The 17,893-nt window shown below is 67.5% G+C and carries 17 protein-coding genes; 6 read left to right on the top strand and 11 right to left on the bottom strand.

Translation table 11 applies throughout. From position 1 onward, the window contains the following. Window positions 1–34: 34 nt before the first annotated feature. Genes AC1DS0_RS27100 through AC1DS0_RS27090 form a run of 3 tightly spaced genes read right to left on the bottom strand, consistent with a single transcriptional unit; the run spans window position 35 to window position 2,258 of the window. Window positions 35–421: a Zn-ribbon domain-containing OB-fold protein gene (locus tag AC1DS0_RS27100; protein ID WP_476817325.1), complete on the bottom strand. Its 387-nt coding sequence runs from the start codon at window positions 419–421 to the stop codon at window positions 35–37. A 5-nt stretch (window positions 422–426) separates the two neighbouring features. Then, window positions 427–1,596 (bottom strand): thiolase domain-containing protein, encoded by a 1,170-nt coding sequence (locus AC1DS0_RS27095; protein WP_476817324.1) that lies wholly within the window; start codon window positions 1,594–1,596, stop codon window positions 427–429. Further along, a complete protein-coding gene (locus AC1DS0_RS27090; RefSeq protein ID WP_476817323.1) occupies window positions 1,593–2,258 on the bottom strand; it encodes a glutathione S-transferase family protein in 666 nt (221 codons plus the stop codon). Before AC1DS0_RS27090 ends, AC1DS0_RS27095 begins: the two co-directional genes overlap by 4 nt. Window positions 2,259–2,496: 238 nt before the next feature. On the opposite strand from AC1DS0_RS27090, the gene gcvA reads away from it, so the two are divergent. Beyond that, complete coding sequence (gcvA, locus tag AC1DS0_RS27085) at window positions 2,497–3,450, top strand: transcriptional regulator GcvA (RefSeq protein WP_476817322.1); 954 nt, start codon at window positions 2,497–2,499, stop codon at window positions 3,448–3,450. A gap of 15 nt (window positions 3,451–3,465) precedes the next feature. Here the strand turns inward: gcvA and AC1DS0_RS27080 are convergent, their stop codons facing one another. Genes AC1DS0_RS27080 through AC1DS0_RS27060 form a run of 5 tightly spaced genes read right to left on the bottom strand, consistent with a single transcriptional unit; the run spans window position 3,466 to window position 8,008 of the window. Then, window positions 3,466–4,620, bottom strand: a complete 1,155-nt coding sequence (locus AC1DS0_RS27080) for a CaiB/BaiF CoA transferase family protein (RefSeq protein ID WP_476817321.1) — start codon at window positions 4,618–4,620, stop codon at window positions 3,466–3,468. Further along, on the bottom strand, window positions 4,620–5,642 hold the full coding sequence (locus AC1DS0_RS27075) for a CoA transferase (RefSeq protein WP_476817320.1): 1,023 nt from the start codon (window positions 5,640–5,642) through the stop codon (window positions 4,620–4,622). Before AC1DS0_RS27075 ends, AC1DS0_RS27080 begins: the two co-directional genes overlap by 1 nt. A 45-nt stretch (window positions 5,643–5,687) precedes the next feature. Then, window positions 5,688–6,419: a dienelactone hydrolase family protein gene (locus tag AC1DS0_RS27070; RefSeq protein WP_476817319.1), complete on the bottom strand. Its 732-nt coding sequence runs from the start codon at window positions 6,417–6,419 to the stop codon at window positions 5,688–5,690. Between the two features lie 26 nt (window positions 6,420–6,445). Continuing rightward, window positions 6,446–6,844 (bottom strand): Zn-ribbon domain-containing OB-fold protein, encoded by a 399-nt coding sequence (locus AC1DS0_RS27065; protein ID WP_476817318.1) that lies wholly within the window; start codon window positions 6,842–6,844, stop codon window positions 6,446–6,448. Between the two features lie 3 nt (window positions 6,845–6,847). Further along, a complete protein-coding gene (locus tag AC1DS0_RS27060) occupies window positions 6,848–8,008 on the bottom strand; it encodes a thiolase family protein (protein WP_476817317.1) in 1,161 nt (386 codons plus the stop codon). A 223-nt stretch (window positions 8,009–8,231) separates the two neighbouring features. Between AC1DS0_RS27060 and AC1DS0_RS27055 the strand changes: the two genes are divergently transcribed. From AC1DS0_RS27055 to AC1DS0_RS27035, 5 genes are all read left to right on the top strand, one after another. After that, window positions 8,232–9,035, top strand: coding sequence for an alpha/beta fold hydrolase (locus AC1DS0_RS27055; protein ID WP_476817316.1), 804 nt, complete (start codon window positions 8,232–8,234; stop codon window positions 9,033–9,035). A 166-nt stretch (window positions 9,036–9,201) separates the two neighbouring features. Beyond that, complete coding sequence (locus AC1DS0_RS27050; RefSeq protein ID WP_476817315.1) at window positions 9,202–10,251, top strand: ABC transporter substrate-binding protein; 1,050 nt, start codon at window positions 9,202–9,204, stop codon at window positions 10,249–10,251. Further along, a complete protein-coding gene (locus AC1DS0_RS27045; protein ID WP_476817314.1) occupies window positions 10,248–12,002 on the top strand; it encodes an ABC transporter permease in 1,755 nt (584 codons plus the stop codon). Before AC1DS0_RS27050 ends, AC1DS0_RS27045 begins: the two co-directional genes overlap by 4 nt. Window positions 12,003–12,183: 181 nt before the next feature. Next, window positions 12,184–13,095, top strand: coding sequence for a cell wall hydrolase (locus AC1DS0_RS27040; protein ID WP_476817313.1), 912 nt, complete (start codon window positions 12,184–12,186; stop codon window positions 13,093–13,095). Window positions 13,096–13,269: 174 nt separating this feature from the next. Further along, on the top strand, window positions 13,270–14,790 hold the full coding sequence (locus AC1DS0_RS27035) for a methyl-accepting chemotaxis protein (protein WP_476817312.1): 1,521 nt from the start codon (window positions 13,270–13,272) through the stop codon (window positions 14,788–14,790). A gap of 36 nt (window positions 14,791–14,826) precedes the next feature. Here the strand turns inward: AC1DS0_RS27035 and AC1DS0_RS27030 are convergent, their stop codons facing one another. The 3 genes from AC1DS0_RS27030 to AC1DS0_RS27020 all read right to left on the bottom strand — a co-directional run bounded on the left by AC1DS0_RS27030 (window position 14,827) and on the right by AC1DS0_RS27020 (window position 17,802). Continuing rightward, window positions 14,827–15,612 (bottom strand): SDR family NAD(P)-dependent oxidoreductase, encoded by a 786-nt coding sequence (locus AC1DS0_RS27030; protein ID WP_476817311.1) that lies wholly within the window; start codon window positions 15,610–15,612, stop codon window positions 14,827–14,829. A 121-nt stretch (window positions 15,613–15,733) separates the two neighbouring features. Further along, on the bottom strand, window positions 15,734–16,792 hold the full coding sequence (locus tag AC1DS0_RS27025; protein WP_476817310.1) for an Ldh family oxidoreductase: 1,059 nt from the start codon (window positions 16,790–16,792) through the stop codon (window positions 15,734–15,736). Then, window positions 16,792–17,802, bottom strand: coding sequence for an amino acid ABC transporter substrate-binding protein (locus tag AC1DS0_RS27020; protein WP_476817309.1), 1,011 nt, complete (start codon window positions 17,800–17,802; stop codon window positions 16,792–16,794). The genes AC1DS0_RS27025 and AC1DS0_RS27020 overlap by 1 nt, the downstream gene beginning before the upstream one ends. Window positions 17,803–17,893: the final 91 nt, after the last annotated feature.

Genomic DNA, 17,893 nt, shown 5'->3' with positions numbered 1-17,893 from the left:
ACGCCGCGCAAATCGGCTTGGGGCAGGCGTCGCCTCAGGCGAGCCTGAAGACCGGCAAGGTGATGCCGTCCTCGACCTGATGGCCGAAGGCGATCTCGACGGGCTTGCCTATCGCGATGTCAGCGAAGTCGCTGCCGACGATGTTCGTCATCATGGTCGGCCCTTCCGCGAGGGTGACATAGGCGATGGCGAAAGGCTCAACCGCGGTGCGGGCGATGCTGTAGGAATAGATCGCGCCCTGCCCGCTCGCCGGCCGCCATTCGGTCTCCGGGCTGGCGCAATGCGGGCAGATCGCCCGCGGATACCAGTGCGCCCGCTCGCAGGCGCGGCAATGGCGCAGGGTGAAACGGCCCTCGGCGAGCTCGCTCCAGAACGCCTTGGTCTCGGGCTGGTGATCCAGCGCCTCACGCAAAACCGACATGGGCTTCACTCCCGCTCCATGATGAGGGTGGCGCCGCCATGCCTGGTGCCGAGCATGCCGCCGGTGCCGTGCGCCAGCGCGATGTCGCAATTGGCGACCTGGACGGCCGGATGTGCCTCGCCGCGCAATTGCCGGACGGCCTCGATGATCTTGGTGATGCCGCCGCGATTGAACGGATGGTTGTTGCAAAGGCCCCCGCCATCGGTGTTGACCGGCAAGCGGCCGACGCCGGCGATCAAATTGCCGTCGGCGACGAAGCGGCCGCCCTCGCCCTTGGCGCAGAAACCGAGATCCTCGAGCTGCACGATCACGGTGATAGTGAAGCTGTCATAGACCGAGGCGTATTTGACGTCGGCAGGTGTGAGATTGGCCTCGGCGAAGGCGGCCGCGCCGCTGAACCGCCCGGCCGAATAGGTCAGGTCGATCGCGCCGCCGGCAGTGTGCTTCACCGCCTCGCCCGCGCCGCGGATCTTCACCAGCGGGCGCTTCAGTTGGCGGGCGATCTCCGGCCGGGTGACGATGACGGCGCCGCCGCCATCCGAGACGATGCAGCAATCGAGCTTGTGCAGGGGGTCGGCGACCAGCGTCGAGTTCAGCACGTCGTCGACGGTGACGAGATCACGCAGCATGGCGTTGGGATTGTGCTGCGCGTGATGGGAGGCCGCGACCTTGACCCAGGCCAATTGCTCGGGGGTCGTGCCGAATTCGTGCATGTGGCGCATCGCGCACATGGCGTAGACATTGAGAATCGTCATGCCGAACGGGGTTTCCCAGACATAATCCGGCTGGACCGGGCTGTCAGCCCGCTTCAGCCCGCCCTTGGGCACGCCCTCGCTGCGCGGCCTGCCGGCGAGCGTGATCAGTGCCACGTCGCATTTCCCGGCCGCGATCGCCTGCGCCGCGTGGTTGACGTGCAGGATGTAGGAGGCGCCGCCGATATTGGTGGAATCGGCGTGGCGAACCCTAAGGTTGAGATAGTCGACCATCGAGAACGGGCCGGTGCCCGGCACGTCGCCGCCGCAGAAATAGCCGTCGACATCGTCCTTGCTCAGCCCGGCATCGGCGAGCGCGCCGAGCGCGACCTCGGCATGGAGCTGCGCCAGCGACTTGTCCGGCGCCCTGCGCAGAGGATGCTCATAAGCGCCGACGATATAGGCCTGTCCGTTGATGCTCATGCCCTACCCTTCTGGCGCGACAGGGCGGAGCCGGCCGTCGCGAGTTCGTCGTAATGCACCGTCGCCGCGACGGAGGGACGCTGCTGCGCGCCCTGCCACCACTGCGCCAGCCGCGGATAGCGCTCATGCCAGAGGAAGTCCGGCGCGAAGCGGAAATCGAGATAGCCGAGCGCCGCGACGATCGCGGCATGGCCGACATCGAAGGACGCGGCGTCCGCCGCGGCGGCCTCCGCCTCCAGCACTCGGAAGATGTGCGGCAGCTTCTTGTGCACGGCGGCGATGCGCATGGCCGATTGCTCGCCCTGCCGGCGCGAGCGCTCGCCCAACCAGTTGAGCAAGAGCCATGAGAGCCCGTCGCCAAGGGCCTGGCGCCGAAGCGCAGCCGTCCGCGCGTCGGGCGCTGGCGGGTGCAGCCGGCCGCCGCCGCGCACGACGTCGAGGTAATGGCAGATCGCCACGGAATCGTAGATCGCCTCGCCGCCTTCCGTGACCAGGGTCGGAATCTGGCCAAGCGGATTGAGCGCGAGCAGCGTGTCATTCGGCTGGGTCGAGAGGATGACCATCGGCACGCGCTCGATCACATCGTTCAAGCCGACCTCATGGACGACGACCAGGACCTTGCGCACGAAGGGCGAGCGCGGCGACCAGAAAAGCCTCATCATTTGGCCGGCCCAGGCTCAGGAAAAATCACATGAGGCGGCGTCGCCGCGAAATCCTGCCGCGGCGCCCGCATCTGCATCGAAATCGACTCGAAACCGAGGCAAAACATGCTTCATCCTGTTGATGATCCAGGCGATTTGATCCATCATCGCCGGTGACCCACAGGCAACGCGAAAAGCGCAAAACCGTCAATCGACTAAAAGGGAGGCCACCTGTGAGAAATCATCAAGCGTGTGAGTCATGCTGCGTCGCCTGCCCCCGCTGAACGCACTGCGCGCCTTCGAGGCGGCTGGCCGGCATGTCAGCTTCACCAAGGCCGCCGACGAGCTCTCGGTGACACCCGGCGCGATCAGCCGGCAGATCAAGCTGCTGGAGGATGTGCTCGGGGTCGAGCTATTCGAGCGCACCGGCCGGGACCTGCGCATCTCCGCCGAGGCAAACGACTATGTCGCGGCACTCGGCACCGCGTTCGACCAGATGGAGCGCGCCACCAAGCGATTGATGGGCGCGCAGGGCGAAAGCTCGCTGCGTGTGCACTGCCCGATGACCTTCACCTTGCGCTGGCTCGTGCCGCGCCTGCCGCTGTTCCACCGCCTCTATCCGAAGCGGGAGATCCAGCTCGCCACCTCGCTCTCGCCGCGGCCGATCAACCAGCTCTCGATGGGCGACATCGACATCGCGATCCAGCAGGGCGACGGCGACTGGCCAGGCCTGACCTCGCATCGCCTTGCCGGCAGCGCGCTGATCCCGGTGTGCAGCCCGGCCTTCCTGGAGCGCCTCGGCCCCGAGATCGGCATCGACATCCTCGCCGAGCAGACCCTGCTGCACTCCACCGTCCGGCCCGATGACTGGCGCGAATGGTTCGACGCCGCCGGCGGACAGCATATCGAGAGCGACCGCGGGCTCTATTTCGAAAGCTCGACCCTCGCCTATCAATCGGCGATGGAAGGCATCGGCATGGCCATCGGGCAGATGGCGCTGGTGCTGGAGGACCTCAACGCCGGCCGGCTGGTGGCGCCGTTCGATTTCATCCACGACAACGGCATCGCTTACTACCTCACCTATGTCGAGCATGCGGTGAAGAAGCCCGGCGTCGCCGAGTTCCGCGACTGGATCTTGGGACAATCGATCGAATACGAGGCCACCGTGCGCCATATGCGGCTGCCCGGCGGCGAGAGCCTGGTGCCGGCCTGAGCGGCCGGCACCGCTTCAGCGCGCGGTCTCGATAATGTCGGCAGCGGTGAAATCGGCGATCTCGCTGCGGCTATAGCCGGCGATCTCGGCGAGGACGGCATAGGTCTCGGCGCCGACCTGCGGCGCCGGACGCTCGATCGTGAGCGGCGCCTCGTCGACCTGGAGCGGGAAGCCCTTGACGATCAAGCCGCTCTCATCGCGCTGCAAAGCGTGCTGCCAGGCCTCGCCCCAGCCGGCCATCATGCCGTTGCCGTCATTGACGACGGCGGCGGGCACGCCGAGGGCGACGAAGAAGCTCACCGCCTCCCGGGCGGATCGCGCCTCGACCGCCGCCGCCACAGCCTCCCGAAGGACATCCCGGCGATCGAGACCGTCAGCCGCAAGCGCATCCGACAGCAGCGGCAACGCCGGGGGCGATACCGAAAGCGCGACCCAGTTGCCATCAGCGGCCAGGAAACAGTCCTGCAGCGGATAATGCGGCTGGGCGTTGCCCTGGCGGGTGACGGCCTCGCCTTGCGAGGCAGCGGCAAAGCGATCGCCAATCATGAAGGCGGCGAGATCGCGCTGCGACAGGTCGAGATGGCTGCCGCCCTCGCCCTTGCGCACCGAGCGCAACGCCGTCGCGATCGCGCCGGCCGCGAACAGCGCGACGATCTGGTCGGGATAGTTGACGTCGCGGCCGGAGACTTCCGGCTTGCCACCCTGATAGCCGGTCACCCAGGCGAGCCCGCTCAGTGCCTCCAGCGTCGAGCCATAGGAGACATGGCCGGCATCGGGGCCAGTCTCGCCCTGGCTCGATATCGAGGCGAGGATGATGTCGGGATTGGCCTCGCGCAATCTGGCGAAGCTCAGCCCGAGCCCTTCCATCACGCCGCGCCGGAAATTCTCGACCACGACATCGGCGCGGCGCACCAGGCGCAGCAGGATCGCCTGTCCTTCCGGCCGCTTCAGGTCGATGCTGATCGCGCGCTTGTTGCGGTTGGTCGCGCGAAACAGGGGCGGCATCGCGCCCGATTCATCCTGCGCGCTCCAGACGCGGAACGGATCGCGATAGGTCGGCGATTCCACCTTGATCACTTCGGCGCCGAAATCGGCGAGCAGCGCCGCCGTCGCAGCGCCGGCAGTGATGATGCCGAGATCGAGGACACGGCAGCCTTCCAGCAGCTTCATCACGCCGCTCCCGCCGCAATCTTAGCCTGTCGGGCGGCCGCCTGACCGAGCCAGACCAGCGGCAGGCGCGGTGCCTGCACTCTGGGATCGACGCCAAGCGACTCGAACAGGCCCCGCGCCTGGTTGTGCGGTTCGTCGAATGCCTCGACCGGGCTCCAGACCGGCCCGATCGGCAGACGATGCTGCCGCGCCAGAGCATGGATCTCGCGGCGAGTCAGCGTCAGGAAGCGCTGCTGGATGATCGCGGCGAGCTCACCCAGATAGGCGAGCCGGCTCGCCCGTATCGAAAAGCGCGGCTCATCCAGAGCGGGCTCGGCCAGCGCCGCCTTCAGCCGCAGCCAGTCCGGCTCCTGATAGACCAGCACGGCATACCCGTCGGCGCAGCGCAGCACCTGCCATTCCGCGGCGGCGCCAGTGCGGCCAGGCAGGACATCGTAGCCCTCTAGCGGCACCGCCTTCCAGTTCAGCCAGACGAGGGTCTCGAGCAGGCTGGCGCGGATCGTCACAGGGGCGCCAAGTGGGCGCGCCGAGGCCAGTGCTGCCGCCAGGCCGGCATAGGCGGAGAGGCCGAGGGCGAAGGCCTCCTGATGACCGCCGAGGCGCAAGGGTTCGCGCTGGGGATCGCCGACCATCGCCAGCAACCCGGCAGAAGCCGCGGCGGTGAAGGCGCTGGCCGGCCTGTCGCTCTCGGCGAGGGCTCCGCCGAACAGGCTGAGCACCGCAGTGACGAAGGGCAGGCCCGCCCGCCCGCGTTCCCGCAGCACAGCGCCATCGACGAGCGCGACATCCGCACGGCCGAGCAGTTCGCCCGCCCCCTCGTTCGACATCGTCTTGCCGTGCGACAGGAACAGCTCGGTACTGCCTTCGAAGTCGCGATCGCGCCCACGCCGACGGACCACATCGGCACCGAGATCGGCAAGGATGCGCCCGGCCATGCCGGCGGCGAGCACGAGCGCGTCGTCCGCCGCGTCGGAGATCACCTCGGCGACGGTGAAGCCGGCATAGGGGCGCCGTGCCGTCATGGCCGCGTCCGATCGAGCATGCTGGGCGCTGCAGGAGCCATGAGCTTACGCCAGCGTCCGCTTCCAGAGCGCGAAGAGCTTGGCCCAGGTCGCCTCGGCCGCCTCCGGCTGGTAGCAGCGGCCGGCGGTGAAGCAGTAACCGTGCTCGCTGTTCGGGAAGACATCGACGTCATGCGTCACGCTGGTCGCGGCGAGCGCCTCCTGCAGCGCGGCGATCGTCGCCGGCGGAGCAGCTCCGTCGGTTTCGGCAAAGGCAAAATAGAGCTCGCCCGGCACCTTCGCGACCAGCTTGTGGGGCGAGCCCTCATCCTCGGTGACGAGGCCGACGCCATAGAGCGAGGCGGCCGAGGCGATGCGCGAGCCGAACTTCGCGGCGGCCGCAACGACATAGCGTCCGCTCATGCAGAAGCCGAGACAGGAGACCTTCTGAGCATTCGCCTCGGCCTCGCCATCGAGGAAGGCGAGCATGCCGGCGGTGTCGTCGGTGGTGCGCTCATTGTCGATCGAGCGCATGCAGGCGCCGACCACGGCCGACATACGCTCGTCGCGCCGCGGCAGGTCGAAGCGCACGGTGCCGATCCGATAATAGAGATCGGGCAGCAGGCAGTAATAGCCGGCTGTCGCGATCCGACGCGCCATATGGCGCAGCTCCTCGCGTATCCCGGGCGCGTCCATGTAGAGGATGACGACCGGGTAAGGCCCCGGCCCTTCCGGCCGGACGGCGAAGGCCTGCATCCGGCCGTGCCGGGTGACAATGGAAACGTCTTTCTCGAACATGATCTTCTCCAGGCGACCGCGCGCCGTCAGGGTTGCTCAGACAGCACGAAGGCGTGCTGCGTGCGATCAAGATGACGGCGATAGGCGAGCCTGACGCGCCGGCCGACCCACTCGCCCTCCGGCTCCGGCCCCAGCAGGTTGGAAACGACGATCGGCCCCTCGTCGAGCCTGATCGCGACGGCATTGTAAGGCGGCGGGTGATCGTCGAAATAGGCACGGTGGAAGCGCACCCAGGAGAGGATCTCGCCGCCACCCGATAAGTCGGTCCAGCGATAGTCGAGGCTGGTACAGGCCGTGCAGATCGGCCCGGGCGGATAGCGCAGCGTGCCGCAATGGCCGCAGGACTGGAGCTGCATGCGCTCGCGGGACAGGCTCTCCCACATCGGGGCGTCGTAGAGCGTGACGACGGGCTGGCTGTTCGCCATGGCTCAGGCTCCGTAGATGATCGAGATCGCCTTGCCGGCGACGTCGGAGCTGTAGTGGACGTGGCGGCAGCGCTCGACCTGATGGTCCCCGGCCTCGCCGCGGACCTGCCGAACCGCTTCGATCTGGTGATTCCAGCCCTGCATGTAGCTTTCGGAGAGGTGTCCGCCGCTGGTGTTCACCGGCAGGCCCTTGGCCAGCGAGATGCCGGTCTCGCGCATGAACTGGCCGGCGCCGCCGGCCGGGCAATAGCCATAGCCTTCGAGTGCGAGCGGGATGTGCAGCGAAAAGCTGTCGTAGATCTGCAGCGCGTCCATATCCCTGGGGCCGAGCGAGGCCATCTCGAAGACCTGGTTGGCGACCGCTTGTTGTGCCGGCAAATAATAATCGAGCAGGCGCGGCTCGAGGCTGGTGGCGCCGCGATTGAGATCGTAGCGGCCGACGCCCTTGATCGCGACCGGAGCCCGGCCGACGCGGCGCGCCTTGCCGGCCTCGGCGATGATCAGCGCGACGCCGCCATCATTGATCAGGCAATAGTCGAAGAGATGCAGCGGCTCGCAGATGAAGGGCGAAGCGAGATAGTCCTCGACGGTGATCGGCTTGCGCATCAGGGCGCGCGGATTGCGCGAGGCGGCGAGGCGCAGCGCCACCGCGACCTCGCCGAGCTCGGCTTCCGTCAGGCCGCGCTCATGCATGTAGCGGCGCGCCATCATCGCATAGAGCGCGCCCTGCGAGGTGAAGCCCCAGGGCGCGTGATAGACATAAGCGAGGAAGGCGCCGCCGCCCTGCGCATCAGGGCCGCCATAGTTGACCTGCGCCGAGCGCTGGTCGTTGCCGTAGACCAGCGCGACGACCGAGGCGAGGCCGGCACGGATCGCCATGCAGGCTTCCATCACCGCCGTCATCGCATCCGCCTGCCCGCCCCAGCGGACATTCAGGCCAAGCAGTTCGCCGACGCGCTCATAGGCGGTGGTCGGCCCGACGATCAGCCCGTCGATCTCGTCGCGCTCGATGCCGGAATCGGCCAGCGCCGAGAGAAACGCTTGCGCGCCATAGCCATAGGAATCATGCAGCCGCTCGCCGGCCCGAACCCGCTTGTGGTCCCCGACCCAATCGCTCTGGCCGATGCCGATCACCGAAGCGACCCCGGACAGCGAACCCGTCATGCGGAAACCTCATTTTGACTTGCGCGAAAGCCCCGGCCGGATCGCCGGCGAGGCTTCGGAGGTTTTTCGCAAGGCCAGGGTCGGGTCAAACGACTTAACCGAAAGAGCGATTGAGCAATGCTCACAAGAGCCGTTACCGCAGCATTCCTCAAACCCGGCTCAGTTTCCCTCGTTTGACGCCGGCTCGTTGCGAAGCCAAGGCTCGCGGCGGGAGGTGCGTTTCATGCCGAACCGCTGGATCGAGGCCAACGGCGTCCAACTGCGTTACGACCTGCAAGCGGGGCCGCCTGCGACGATCGTGTTGCTGCACGAGATGGGCGGGATGCTGGAGAGCTGGGATGCTGTCGTGCCGCTGCTCGCGCCTTTCGCGAGTGTGCTGCGCTATGACCAGCGCGGCGCCGGGCTGTCGGAGAAGCCGCCTGGGCCCTACGCCATCGCGCAGGCGGCGGACGACCTCGCCGCCCTCCTCGCCGCGCTCGCCATCACCGGGCCCGTCGCCGTCGCCGGCGCTGCGGTCGGGGCAGCGGTGGCCGCCACCTTCGCCGCGCGCCATCCGCAGGCGATCGCGGCACTCACCTTGCTCGCGCCGGCGACCGTGCTGGAGGAGGCGAAGCGGGCACGGACCGAGCAGCGGATCGCCGCGATCGAGCGTCTCGGCATCCGCCAGGCCTTCGCCGATGAAGCCGCAAAGCCGCGCTCTCGCTATGAAGAACTGCGCCTCGCCGCAGATCCGGCCGGACTGGCAGCGACCTGGCGGATGCTCGCCGGGCTCGATCTCAATGCCGATCTGGCGGCGATACGTTGCCCCACACTCGTCGCCGCCGGGCGCCACGATGCGGCGCGCCCGCCGGAGCATGTCGCGGGCGTCGCCAACAAGATCGCGGGCGCGGAATTCCTGGTCCTGGAGACCGGCCATGTCATGGCGATCGATACGCCGGAACTGGTGGCAGCGACACTCCGGGATTTCTTCGCTCGAACGGGTTTCGCGGATGCCGGGCCAGCGAGTGGCCAAGCCCAGGACCATTGAGAATTCCTCATGCGCCTGTCTCGTTTACTCGTTTGACCCGCCCCAGCCGCGCAGGCAGTTTCCCCTAGTATGCTCCCCTCTCGATCGAGGGGCGCCACGGCGGCAGCAGATCGCCAGGAATTCGAGGCGCCAGCACCGGCGCACAGTAAGGATTGGGAGGAAGGACATGCAGACCAGACGCGGCTTCATTGCCGGGGCGAGCACGCTCGCGCTGTTGCCGACCGCCGGCTTCGCCCAGAGCCAGCCCGCTGCCGAGTTGATCGCCAAGGCCAAGGCCGAGCGTCAGCTCGTCTGGTACACCGGCATGGTGGTAAGCCAGGTGGTGCGGCCGCTGGCGGAGAAGTTCCAGGTCAAGTACGGCATCGAGGTCCGCTACGCGACGGCCGGCGATTCCGACACGGTGCTGAAAATCACCAGCCAGGCGCGGGCCGGCAAGATGGAGGTCGACCTGTTCGACTCGCCGGGCACCTCGATCCCGCCGCTGAGCAAGGCCGGGCTGATCGAGCCCTTCGTGCCCGATGCGCTCGCCAAATACGCGCCGACCTTCAAGCCGCAGAGCCAGCTCTATTCCGGCATCTACGCGCTCTATCTGACGACGACCTACAATACCGATCTGGTCAAGGCAGCCGAGGCGCCCAAGACCTATGACGACCTGCTCGACCCGAAATGGCGCGGCAAGATGGTCTGGACCGATACCCGCGCCATCTCCGGACCGGCCGGCTTCATCGGCAATGTCCTTTCCGTGATGGGCCAGGACAAGGGCATGGCCTATCTGCGCGAGCTCTCGAAGCAGAAGATCGTGCGCGAACCCGGTAACCAGCGCGTCATCCTCGACAAGGTGATCTCCGGCCAATACGCGATCGGCCTGATGACCTATAACCATCACGCGGTGATCAGCCGGGCCAAGGAAGCCCCGATCGCCTGGGTCAAGATGGAGCCGCTCGTGGCCAATCTCGGCGTCATCGCGCTGGCCAAGGGCGCGCCGCACCCCAACGCCGCCAAGCTCTTCCTCGAATTCATGTTCTCCGACGACGGGCAGAAGATCATCGCCGAGGCCGGCTATCCGCCGGGCAATCCCGACGTGCCGCCGAAGGATCCCTCCATCGGCCCGGTGACCGGCGGCTTCACCTCGACCCTGCTCGCGCCGGAGATCTCCTCGCAGGAGAGCGAGCCACTGGCAGGCTGGCTGAAGATCTACGACGAGCTGTTCAAATGACCGAAGTCATCGACGCTGCCGCGGCACTGCCGCAGCAACGCCGCGCCGGGCTGGCCAAACGCCCGGCGCAGACCAATCTGCTGGCGCTGGCGATGCTTCTCGTCATCGCCTGCCTGGTGCTGCCGCCCGTAATCACGCTGGTCCAGAACAGCCTGTTCGTGATGAACCCGGACGGCTCGCACGGCGCCTTCACCCTCGACAACTTCACCCATCTGGTCAGCGAGAAGGGCATCCTCGCCAGCAGCTGGAACTCGATCCAGTTCGCCGCGCTGTCGACGCTGTTCTCGCTTCTCTTCGGCGCCTCGCTCGCCTGGGTGGTGGAGCGGACCGACGCGCCGCATCGCTCGCTCGCCTATCTGATGACGGTGGTGTCGCTCGGCATCCCGCTGATCATCTATGTCCCGGCCTGGCTCTTCCTGCTCGGCCCGGTCGGCCCGTTCAACGAGCTCTACCGCAATCTCACCGGCACTGGCGGCAACCTGTTCGCCGTCAACTCAATCGCCGGCATGGTCGCGATCGAGACGCTCGGCTGGCTGCCGATGTCGTTCCTGCTCTTCGCCGCGAGCTTCCGCACCGCCAATGCCGAGCTGGAGGAAGCGGCGCGCATGAGCGGCGCCGGCATCCTCACCATGATGCTGCGCGTCTCGATCCCGCTGGCCGCGCCGGCCGCGCTGGCAACGGGCCTGTTCATCTTCATCAAGACGCTGCAGGCCTTCGACGTGCCCAAGCTCGTCGGCACCTCGGCCGGCATCAAGCTGCTGACAACCGACATCTATGACGATATCCGCGCCGCGGTGCCGCCCAAGGTCGGCCAGGCCAGCGCCTATTCGGTCGTGCTGACCGTGCTCGTCGCCGGCCTGATGTATCTCTACAGCCGCCTGTCGCTGAACGCCTCGCGCTTCGCTACGGTCACCGGCAAGGGCTTTCGCCCGCGCCCTTTGCCGCTCGGGCGGCTGCGCTGGCTCGGCGGCGCTCTGATCTGGGCCAACTGCATCGTCGTGCTGGTGCTGCCGATCCTGACCCTGCTCTGGATCGCGCTGACGCCCTTCGTCCGACCGGTCCGCGTCGCGGCGTTCAAATCGCTGACGCTCGACAATTTCAGGATCGTGCTCGGCAGCCAGAGCTATCTCGAGCTGATCGCCAACACGCTGATCACGGCGGCTGCGGCCGCCAGCATCACGATGGCGCTGATGGTGGTCTGCGGCTGGCTCGTCGCGCGTCGGCAGGCCTTCCATGCCGTCACCGACCAGTTGATCACGCTGCCGATGATCCTGCCCGGCATCGTGCTCAGCGTCGCGATGATGGATGTCGCGCTGCGCGCGCCGATCCCGCTCTATTCGACGCTGACGATCGTGGTGATCGCCTTCGTCGTTCACTTCCTGCCCTTCGGCATGCGCTACACCTATGGCGGCGTCTTGCAGATCCACAAGGAGCTTGAGGAATCGGCCGGCGTCTGCGGCGCCTCGCCCGGCAAGATCCTGCTCAAGGTCGTGATGCCACTGCTCTGGCCTGCGATCATGGCCGGCTGGGTCTTCATCTTCCTCAACGCCTCGCGCGATCTCACGACCGCGATCATCCTGGCCGGCCCCGACACCAAGACCATCGCGGTGGCGATCTTCGACCGAGCGGTCAATGGCGAGCTCAGCGAAGTCGCAGCGCTCGGCCTGCTCTGGTCGCTGCTGATGAGCAGCATAGCAACCGGCTTCTACCTGGTGATGAAACGCCGCGGCACGATGATCTTCGGGGTGTGACAGCCGGGCGGTCGCAGGCCGATTGGGCGCCCTGGCAGCAGGTCGGGGCCCGGTCCCGGCCGTGTCATCTTTGCCTCTTCCTTCCGAAATTAACTTTCTGATAAGAGGTTCGGGTTTCCTTGCCGGTGACGATGGCTCGCTGATTGCGGCAGCCGAGATCCCGTAATCAGGAGGTCACCGCATGAAGCGGACCGTGATCGCTGCCAATGCCGTCCGTTCCACCGGAGAGAACCGCCACGGCCGCGCAGCGATCCCGCTTCTGATGGCTCTGGCCGCGCCGGCTCTGGCCGCCTGCAGCACCGCCCCGGTCCAGACCGCTTCGACGACGACGGCTAGCCCCGGGACGACGACGAAGCAGACTCACGAGACCCGCAAGCGCGCGATTGAGCTGGCCAAGGCCGACCCGCGCGAGCGCGAGTGCCTGGTCCGCGCGATGTATTTCGAATCGAACCGGTCGAGCGAATCGGGCCTGCTCGGCGTCGGCACGGTCGTGATGAACCGGGTGGGAGCTCCGCGCTATCCCGAGACGATCTGCGGCGTCGTCGGCGCACCGCGCCAGTTCGCGCCGGGCGTGCTGACCCGCCAGATGGTGGCGCGCGACATGCCGAAGGCCGAGGCGGCCGCCGACGCCATCCTCGGCGGCAAGCGCAACGAGGCCGTCGGCAACGCCAAGCATTTCCACATGGCCGGCCTGCGCTTCTCCTACGCCAACATGCATTATGTGACCGTGGCGGGCGGCAACGCCTTCTATGTCAAAGGCGAGCGTCCGGAGCGCCGCCGCATCGAGGAGCCGAGCTACCAGCTGGCCGCAGTCACCGAGCCGGCGCCGCTCGCCGGCAGCGCCTCCTCCGTGCCGACCTCCTTCGCCAATGCGCCGCTGGCTTTCGCTCCGGAAGCCCCCGCTGCCGCCGCACCTGCCAGCCAGGCCACGCACCTGGTCAGCAAAGCGACGCTGCCGCCGAGCCGGCCGTTCGATCTCGACATGCCCAAGAAGCTCGCGCGGACCTTCATCGCGCCGCCGAAGAGCGATGCCCGTCTCGCGGCGCTGATGCCGAGCTCCCGCGGCCTCCGCGGCAGCGTGCCCCAGGACTGAGCTGCGCCGCGCGGCAGGATTCGTCCGGGGTTGACGCAGATCAATCCGGGGGTGGTGCGACCATCTGAATCTCCACCTGACCTTTCCGCCGGCATGAATCGTTAATCATGCCGACTCCAGAGCTTCCTCGACCGATTTTACGCCCAAGGCGGCGATGCGTTGAGGAAAGAACCCATGTCTGCGTCCGACGATCTCGCCCGGCGGCTTGAGTTCCTGCAACTCGATGGGACTTCGCGGCAGCGCCTCCGTGATGTCGAGCCGACGATCGTCGCTGCGCTTCCGACTGCGCTCGACGCCTTCTACGCGCAGATCCGGGCCTTTCCGGAGACGATGGCCCTCTTTCGCAGCGAGGAGCAGCTCGGCAGCGCGAAGGCGAGGCAGGCCTCGCATTGGGCTGGGATCGCCAGAGGGAAGTTCGACCAGGACTATGTCGCGGCCGTCATCCGCGTCGGACAGGTTCATGCCCGGATCGGACTGGAGCCGCGCTGGTATATCGGCGGCTACGCGCTGCTGCTCTCGCAGCTGATCGGCAAGGTGCTGGAAGCGCGCTGGCCGAGGAGCCGTTTCGGCTCCAGGCTGCCCGGGGCGGATGAGCGGGCGGCCGAGATCGCCGCGATCGTCAAGGCCTGCCTGCTCGACATGGACTACGCCATCTCCGTCTATCTCGAAGCCTCGGAAGCGGCCCGCCTGAAGACTGAAGCGCAAGCACGCGCCAGCGAGCAGGCCAAGGCGGCGGAGCGCGAGCGGGCCATCGCTTTGGTCAGCGCGGGCATGGCGGCCTTGGCGGGTGGCGATCTCGCCTTCCGGATCTCGTCGGATATGCCGGCCGAGTACGCCCAGATCGGCATGCATTTCAACGACGCCATGGCTAGGCTCGGCGAGATGATCGCGACGATCAAGACGAGCTCGACCGCCATCGCCGCCTCCTCGCAGGAAATCAGCGATGGCGCCGCCGATCTCTCGGAGCGCACCGAGGAACAGGCCTCCGCCCTGGAGCAGACGGCCGCGACGACTGAGGAGCTCGCGGCTTCAGTAAAGAGCTCGGCCCAGGCCTCCCGCACCTCGACGGCCCTGGCCGATGAAGCGACAACGGTCGCGAGCACGGGCGGCGGCATCATCCGGGAGGCGATCGCGGCGATGGCCCGGATCGAGGATGCCTCCAGGAAGATCTCCGAGATCACCGGCGTGATCGACGGCATCGCCTTCCAGACCAATCTCCTGGCGCTGAACGCGGCCGTCGAGGCGGCGCGCGCCGGCGATGCCGGGCGTGGCTTTGCCGTCGTCGCCGCCGAGGTCCGGGCGCTGGCGCAGCGCTCGGCCGAGGCCGCCAAGGACATCACCGGCCTGATCGGCACCTCCGGCACCGAGGTGACCGAGGGCGTGCGGCTGGTCAGGCTCGCTGGCGACACGCTGGAACAGATCGTCGGCGCCTCGGGCCGGGTCTCGACGACGGTCGGCGAGATCGCGGCCGCGGCGGGCGAGCAGGCCAGCGGCATCGAGGAGATGAGCCAGGCCGTCAGCCATATGGACGAGATCACGCAGCGAAACGCCGCCCTGGCGGAGCAGAGCGCAGCCTCAGCGCGCATGCTGCTGACGCAGATCGAACGGCTGAGCCAGCTCGTCTCGGCCTTCCGGACCGAAGACGAACGTGGGCCATCCGCCATGGCTCTCACGGGGCGCAGCCGGGCGGCGTGAACCCGCAACCCGGCTATTATCGGGCTTCCGGCCGGATCACATCCGGCCGGCGTCGACCTTGATGCGCTCGGAGGTGATCGAGGACGACTGCTCGCTCGCCAGGAACAGAGCAGCGCGCGCCACCTCTTCCGGCTCGACCCAGCGCTTCAGCGCCGCCTTGTCGGTGTAGTTGGCCCGGACGATCTCCTCCGCCGGCCGGTCCTCCTTGGCGGCGCGGGCGGCGATGACGCGTTGCATCAGTTCGCCATTGACCGCGCCGGGGCAGAGCGCATTGACCCTGATGCCGTGGATGCCGACCTCCTGCGCGACCGCCTCGGTGATGCCGATCACCGCGAATTTCGTCGCGGTATAAGCGCTGCGCATCGGATAGCCGCGCAGGCCCATCAGCGACGACATGTTGATGATCGAGCCGCCGCCGCGGGCCCGCATCAGCGGCACGCAATGCTTGATGCACAGGATCGTGCCGCGGATATTGATCGCCATGGTCTCGTCCCATTGGACGATGTCGAGGTCCTCGGCATTGGCGACCTGCCCGGTCACGCCGGCATTGTTGACGAGGACGTCGACGCCGCCGAAGCGCGCGGCCGTATCCCCGGCGAGCCTGGCTGCATCTGCCTCCTGCGAGACATCGGCGGCGATGGCATGCGCCCCGATCCCCGTGGCGGCCTTGTTGAGCGAGGCCTGGGAGCGGCCGGCGATCACCACCTGCGCCCCCTCCGCGACGAACGCCTTGGCGATGGCGAGGCCGATGCCGGTGCCGCCGCCGGTGACGATGGCGACCTTGCCGGAGAGGACTGGCTCACGGGACGAATGCGATGGCATGGTGCAGCCTTCTCCTCGTAGAGATCGGCCAAATGCCGGGTCTTTCGTTTGATATACAAGAATCAGTTTTGCATATCAATTGAACGAGTTTCTCGAGCCCGCGATGATCCCGCGTCGGCTTTCAGCCGCCGAGACTGTCCGGGATCGCAACGCCGAGGCGACGGGCATGGCCATGCAGTGCGGCAAGCGTCTCCGCCGCCAGCGCGCAGCTTCCGTCGAAACGCTTGCGCGCTTCGGCAGCACGATCGCCGGGCAAGCGGATCGGAGCAGCGCCCGGAACCGGCTTCGACTGCCGGATGCGCTCGGCGAAGCCCGCTGCGGCCGCTTCATAGTCTGCGACGGGCCGCATCCCCTCGATCTCGATCGCGATGACCAGGTTGGCGCTGCCATAGGGCCGGGCGAGGTCGCCATAGAGCGGCTGGACCTCGCTGCCGATGCCGCCAGCCGACAGGCCTCCGGCGAGCAGGTCGATCATGACCGCGAGGCCGAAGCCCTTCGCTCCCGCCGCCGGCAGGAGCACGCCCTTGATCGCTTCGACCGCGGCGCGGGTCGGCAGCCCTTCGGCCGTCTGGGCCCAGCCCTCGGGAATGGGTTCGCCCTTGCTCGCTGCCAGCCTGACCTTGCCCATCGCGCCGGCGCTCATGGCGAGGTCGAGGACGATGGGTTCGCCGCCGGTCGGGACGGCGATCGCCAGCGGGTTGTTGCCGACGACCGCCTCGGCGCCGCCCGGCGCTGGCAGCATCGGGCGGGTATTGGCCATGACGATGCCGATCTTGCCGGCGAGCGCGATCCTGCGGGCAAAGCGCCCGGCCGCGCCGAAATGGAAGGCGTTGCGGACGGCGACGATCGCGACGCCGTGCTCGGCGGCACGGGCGCTCGCGATCTCGCAGGCATGCTCGGCCGTGACATGGCCTAGCCCGTTCCCTGCATCGAGCGTCAGGCGGGTGCCGTCATCGATGACGATCTCGCCTCTGGCCGTGGGATCGACCGAGCCTAACGCGATCCGCTCCAGATACATCGGCAGCTGGAGCAGGCCATGCGAGGCCAGACCCTCAATATCGGCATCGACGAGGGCATCAGCCACCAGCGCGGCATTGTCGGGCGGCGTCCCGGCCGCCTCCAGCAGGGCGGCGGCGAAGCGGCTCAGCGCTTCGGCGGGATAGCGGCCCGACGCCGGCATCAGCGCACCGGCGGCGCGTATTGCAGGCCGCCCTGCGTCCAGAGCTTGTTCAGGCCGCGCTCGATGCCGAGCTTCGAGCCCGAGCCGACATTGCGCTCATAGACCTCGCCGTAATTGCCGACCTGCTTGACGATCTGCAGTGCCCAATCCGGCTTTAAGCCCATCGACTCGCCGAGATTCGCGGAGACGCCGAGCAGGCGCTGCACTTCGGGCGAGCCGGTGCGCTTCTGCTCCTCGGCATTCGCGCTGGTGACACCGAGCTCCTCGGCAACCAGCATGGCATAGAGCGACCAGCGCACGATGCTGGTCCAGGTCTCGTCGCCCTGGCGCACGACCGGGCCGAGCGGCTCCTTCGAGATCAGCTCGGGCAGGATGACGTATTCCGTCGGATTGACCAGTTTCAGCCGATAGGCCGAGAGCGCCGAGACATCGTTGCTGAAGACGTCGCAGCGACCGGACTCGAAAGCCTTGGCGACCTGGTCGCCGGCCTCGAAGGCGACGCCCTCGTATTTCATGCCGTTGGCGCGGAAGTAATCGGCGATGTTGAGCTCGGTGGTGGTGCCGGTCGGCACGCAGACCGAGGCGCCATTGAGCTCCTTCGCCGCTTTGATGTTCAGCGACTTGCGGACCATGAAGCCCTGGCCGTCATAGTAGCCGACGCCGACATAGCGAAGGCCCATCTGGGTGTCGCGCGACAGGGTCCAGGTCGCCTGGCGCGAGAGAACGTCGATCTCGCCGCTCTGCAGGCTGACGAAGCGATCCTTCGGGCTGAGCGGGGTGTAGCGGACCTTGCCGGCATCGCCGAGCACGGCGGCTGCAACGGCCCGGCAGATGTCGACGTCGAAGCCGCCCCAGCGCCCGGCCTCGTCCGGCACCGAGAAGCCGGCGACACCCGGGCTGACGCCGCAGATCATCTCGCCGCGGCTCCGCACGGTCTCAAGCGTGCCGGCAGTAGCCGGCATGACGCAGGCGGCCATCAGGCCGGTGATCAGCAACAGGCGAGTCTTCATTCGGATACCCTTCCCCCCGAGTGTCGTATCCGACGTTTCCCCGTCAGATCCCAGGGCGATCCTGACGGCTTTCTGACGCAGGGGGCGCGCG

The sequence above is a fragment of the Allobosea sp. P4_H5 genome, assembly GCF_056400825.1.
Note: the sequence above shows the minus strand (reverse complement) of the source record. Positions and strands in the feature narration are given on the sequence as shown.

Excerpts from the sequence above, each read along its gene's own strand:
- AC1DS0_RS27100 (WP_476817325.1), bottom strand. The coding sequence starts at position 421 with ATGTCGGTTTTGCGTGAGGCGCTGGATCACCAGCCCGAGACCAAGGCG.
- AC1DS0_RS27095 (WP_476817324.1), bottom strand. The coding sequence starts at position 1,596 with ATGAGCATCAACGGACAGGCCTATATCGTCGGCGCTTATGAGCATCCT.
- AC1DS0_RS27090 (WP_476817323.1), bottom strand. The coding sequence starts at position 2,258 with ATGATGAGGCTTTTCTGGTCGCCGCGCTCGCCCTTCGTGCGCAAGGTC.
- gcvA (WP_476817322.1), top strand. The coding sequence starts at position 2,497 with ATGCTGCGTCGCCTGCCCCCGCTGAACGCACTGCGCGCCTTCGAGGCG.
- AC1DS0_RS27080 (WP_476817321.1), bottom strand. The coding sequence starts at position 4,620 with ATGAAGCTGCTGGAAGGCTGCCGTGTCCTCGATCTCGGCATCATCACT.
- AC1DS0_RS27075 (WP_476817320.1), bottom strand. The coding sequence starts at position 5,642 with ATGACGGCACGGCGCCCCTATGCCGGCTTCACCGTCGCCGAGGTGATC.
- AC1DS0_RS27070 (WP_476817319.1), bottom strand. The coding sequence starts at position 6,419 with ATGTTCGAGAAAGACGTTTCCATTGTCACCCGGCACGGCCGGATGCAG.
- AC1DS0_RS27065 (WP_476817318.1), bottom strand. The coding sequence starts at position 6,844 with ATGGCGAACAGCCAGCCCGTCGTCACGCTCTACGACGCCCCGATGTGG.
- AC1DS0_RS27060 (WP_476817317.1), bottom strand. The coding sequence starts at position 8,008 with ATGACGGGTTCGCTGTCCGGGGTCGCTTCGGTGATCGGCATCGGCCAG.
- AC1DS0_RS27055 (WP_476817316.1), top strand. The coding sequence starts at position 8,232 with ATGCCGAACCGCTGGATCGAGGCCAACGGCGTCCAACTGCGTTACGAC.
- AC1DS0_RS27050 (WP_476817315.1), top strand. The coding sequence starts at position 9,202 with ATGCAGACCAGACGCGGCTTCATTGCCGGGGCGAGCACGCTCGCGCTG.
- AC1DS0_RS27045 (WP_476817314.1), top strand. The coding sequence starts at position 10,248 with ATGACCGAAGTCATCGACGCTGCCGCGGCACTGCCGCAGCAACGCCGC.
- AC1DS0_RS27040 (WP_476817313.1), top strand. The coding sequence starts at position 12,184 with ATGAAGCGGACCGTGATCGCTGCCAATGCCGTCCGTTCCACCGGAGAG.
- AC1DS0_RS27035 (WP_476817312.1), top strand. The coding sequence starts at position 13,270 with ATGTCTGCGTCCGACGATCTCGCCCGGCGGCTTGAGTTCCTGCAACTC.
- AC1DS0_RS27030 (WP_476817311.1), bottom strand. The coding sequence starts at position 15,612 with ATGCCATCGCATTCGTCCCGTGAGCCAGTCCTCTCCGGCAAGGTCGCC.
- AC1DS0_RS27025 (WP_476817310.1), bottom strand. The coding sequence starts at position 16,792 with ATGCCGGCGTCGGGCCGCTATCCCGCCGAAGCGCTGAGCCGCTTCGCC.
- AC1DS0_RS27020 (WP_476817309.1), bottom strand. The coding sequence starts at position 17,802 with ATGAAGACTCGCCTGTTGCTGATCACCGGCCTGATGGCCGCCTGCGTC.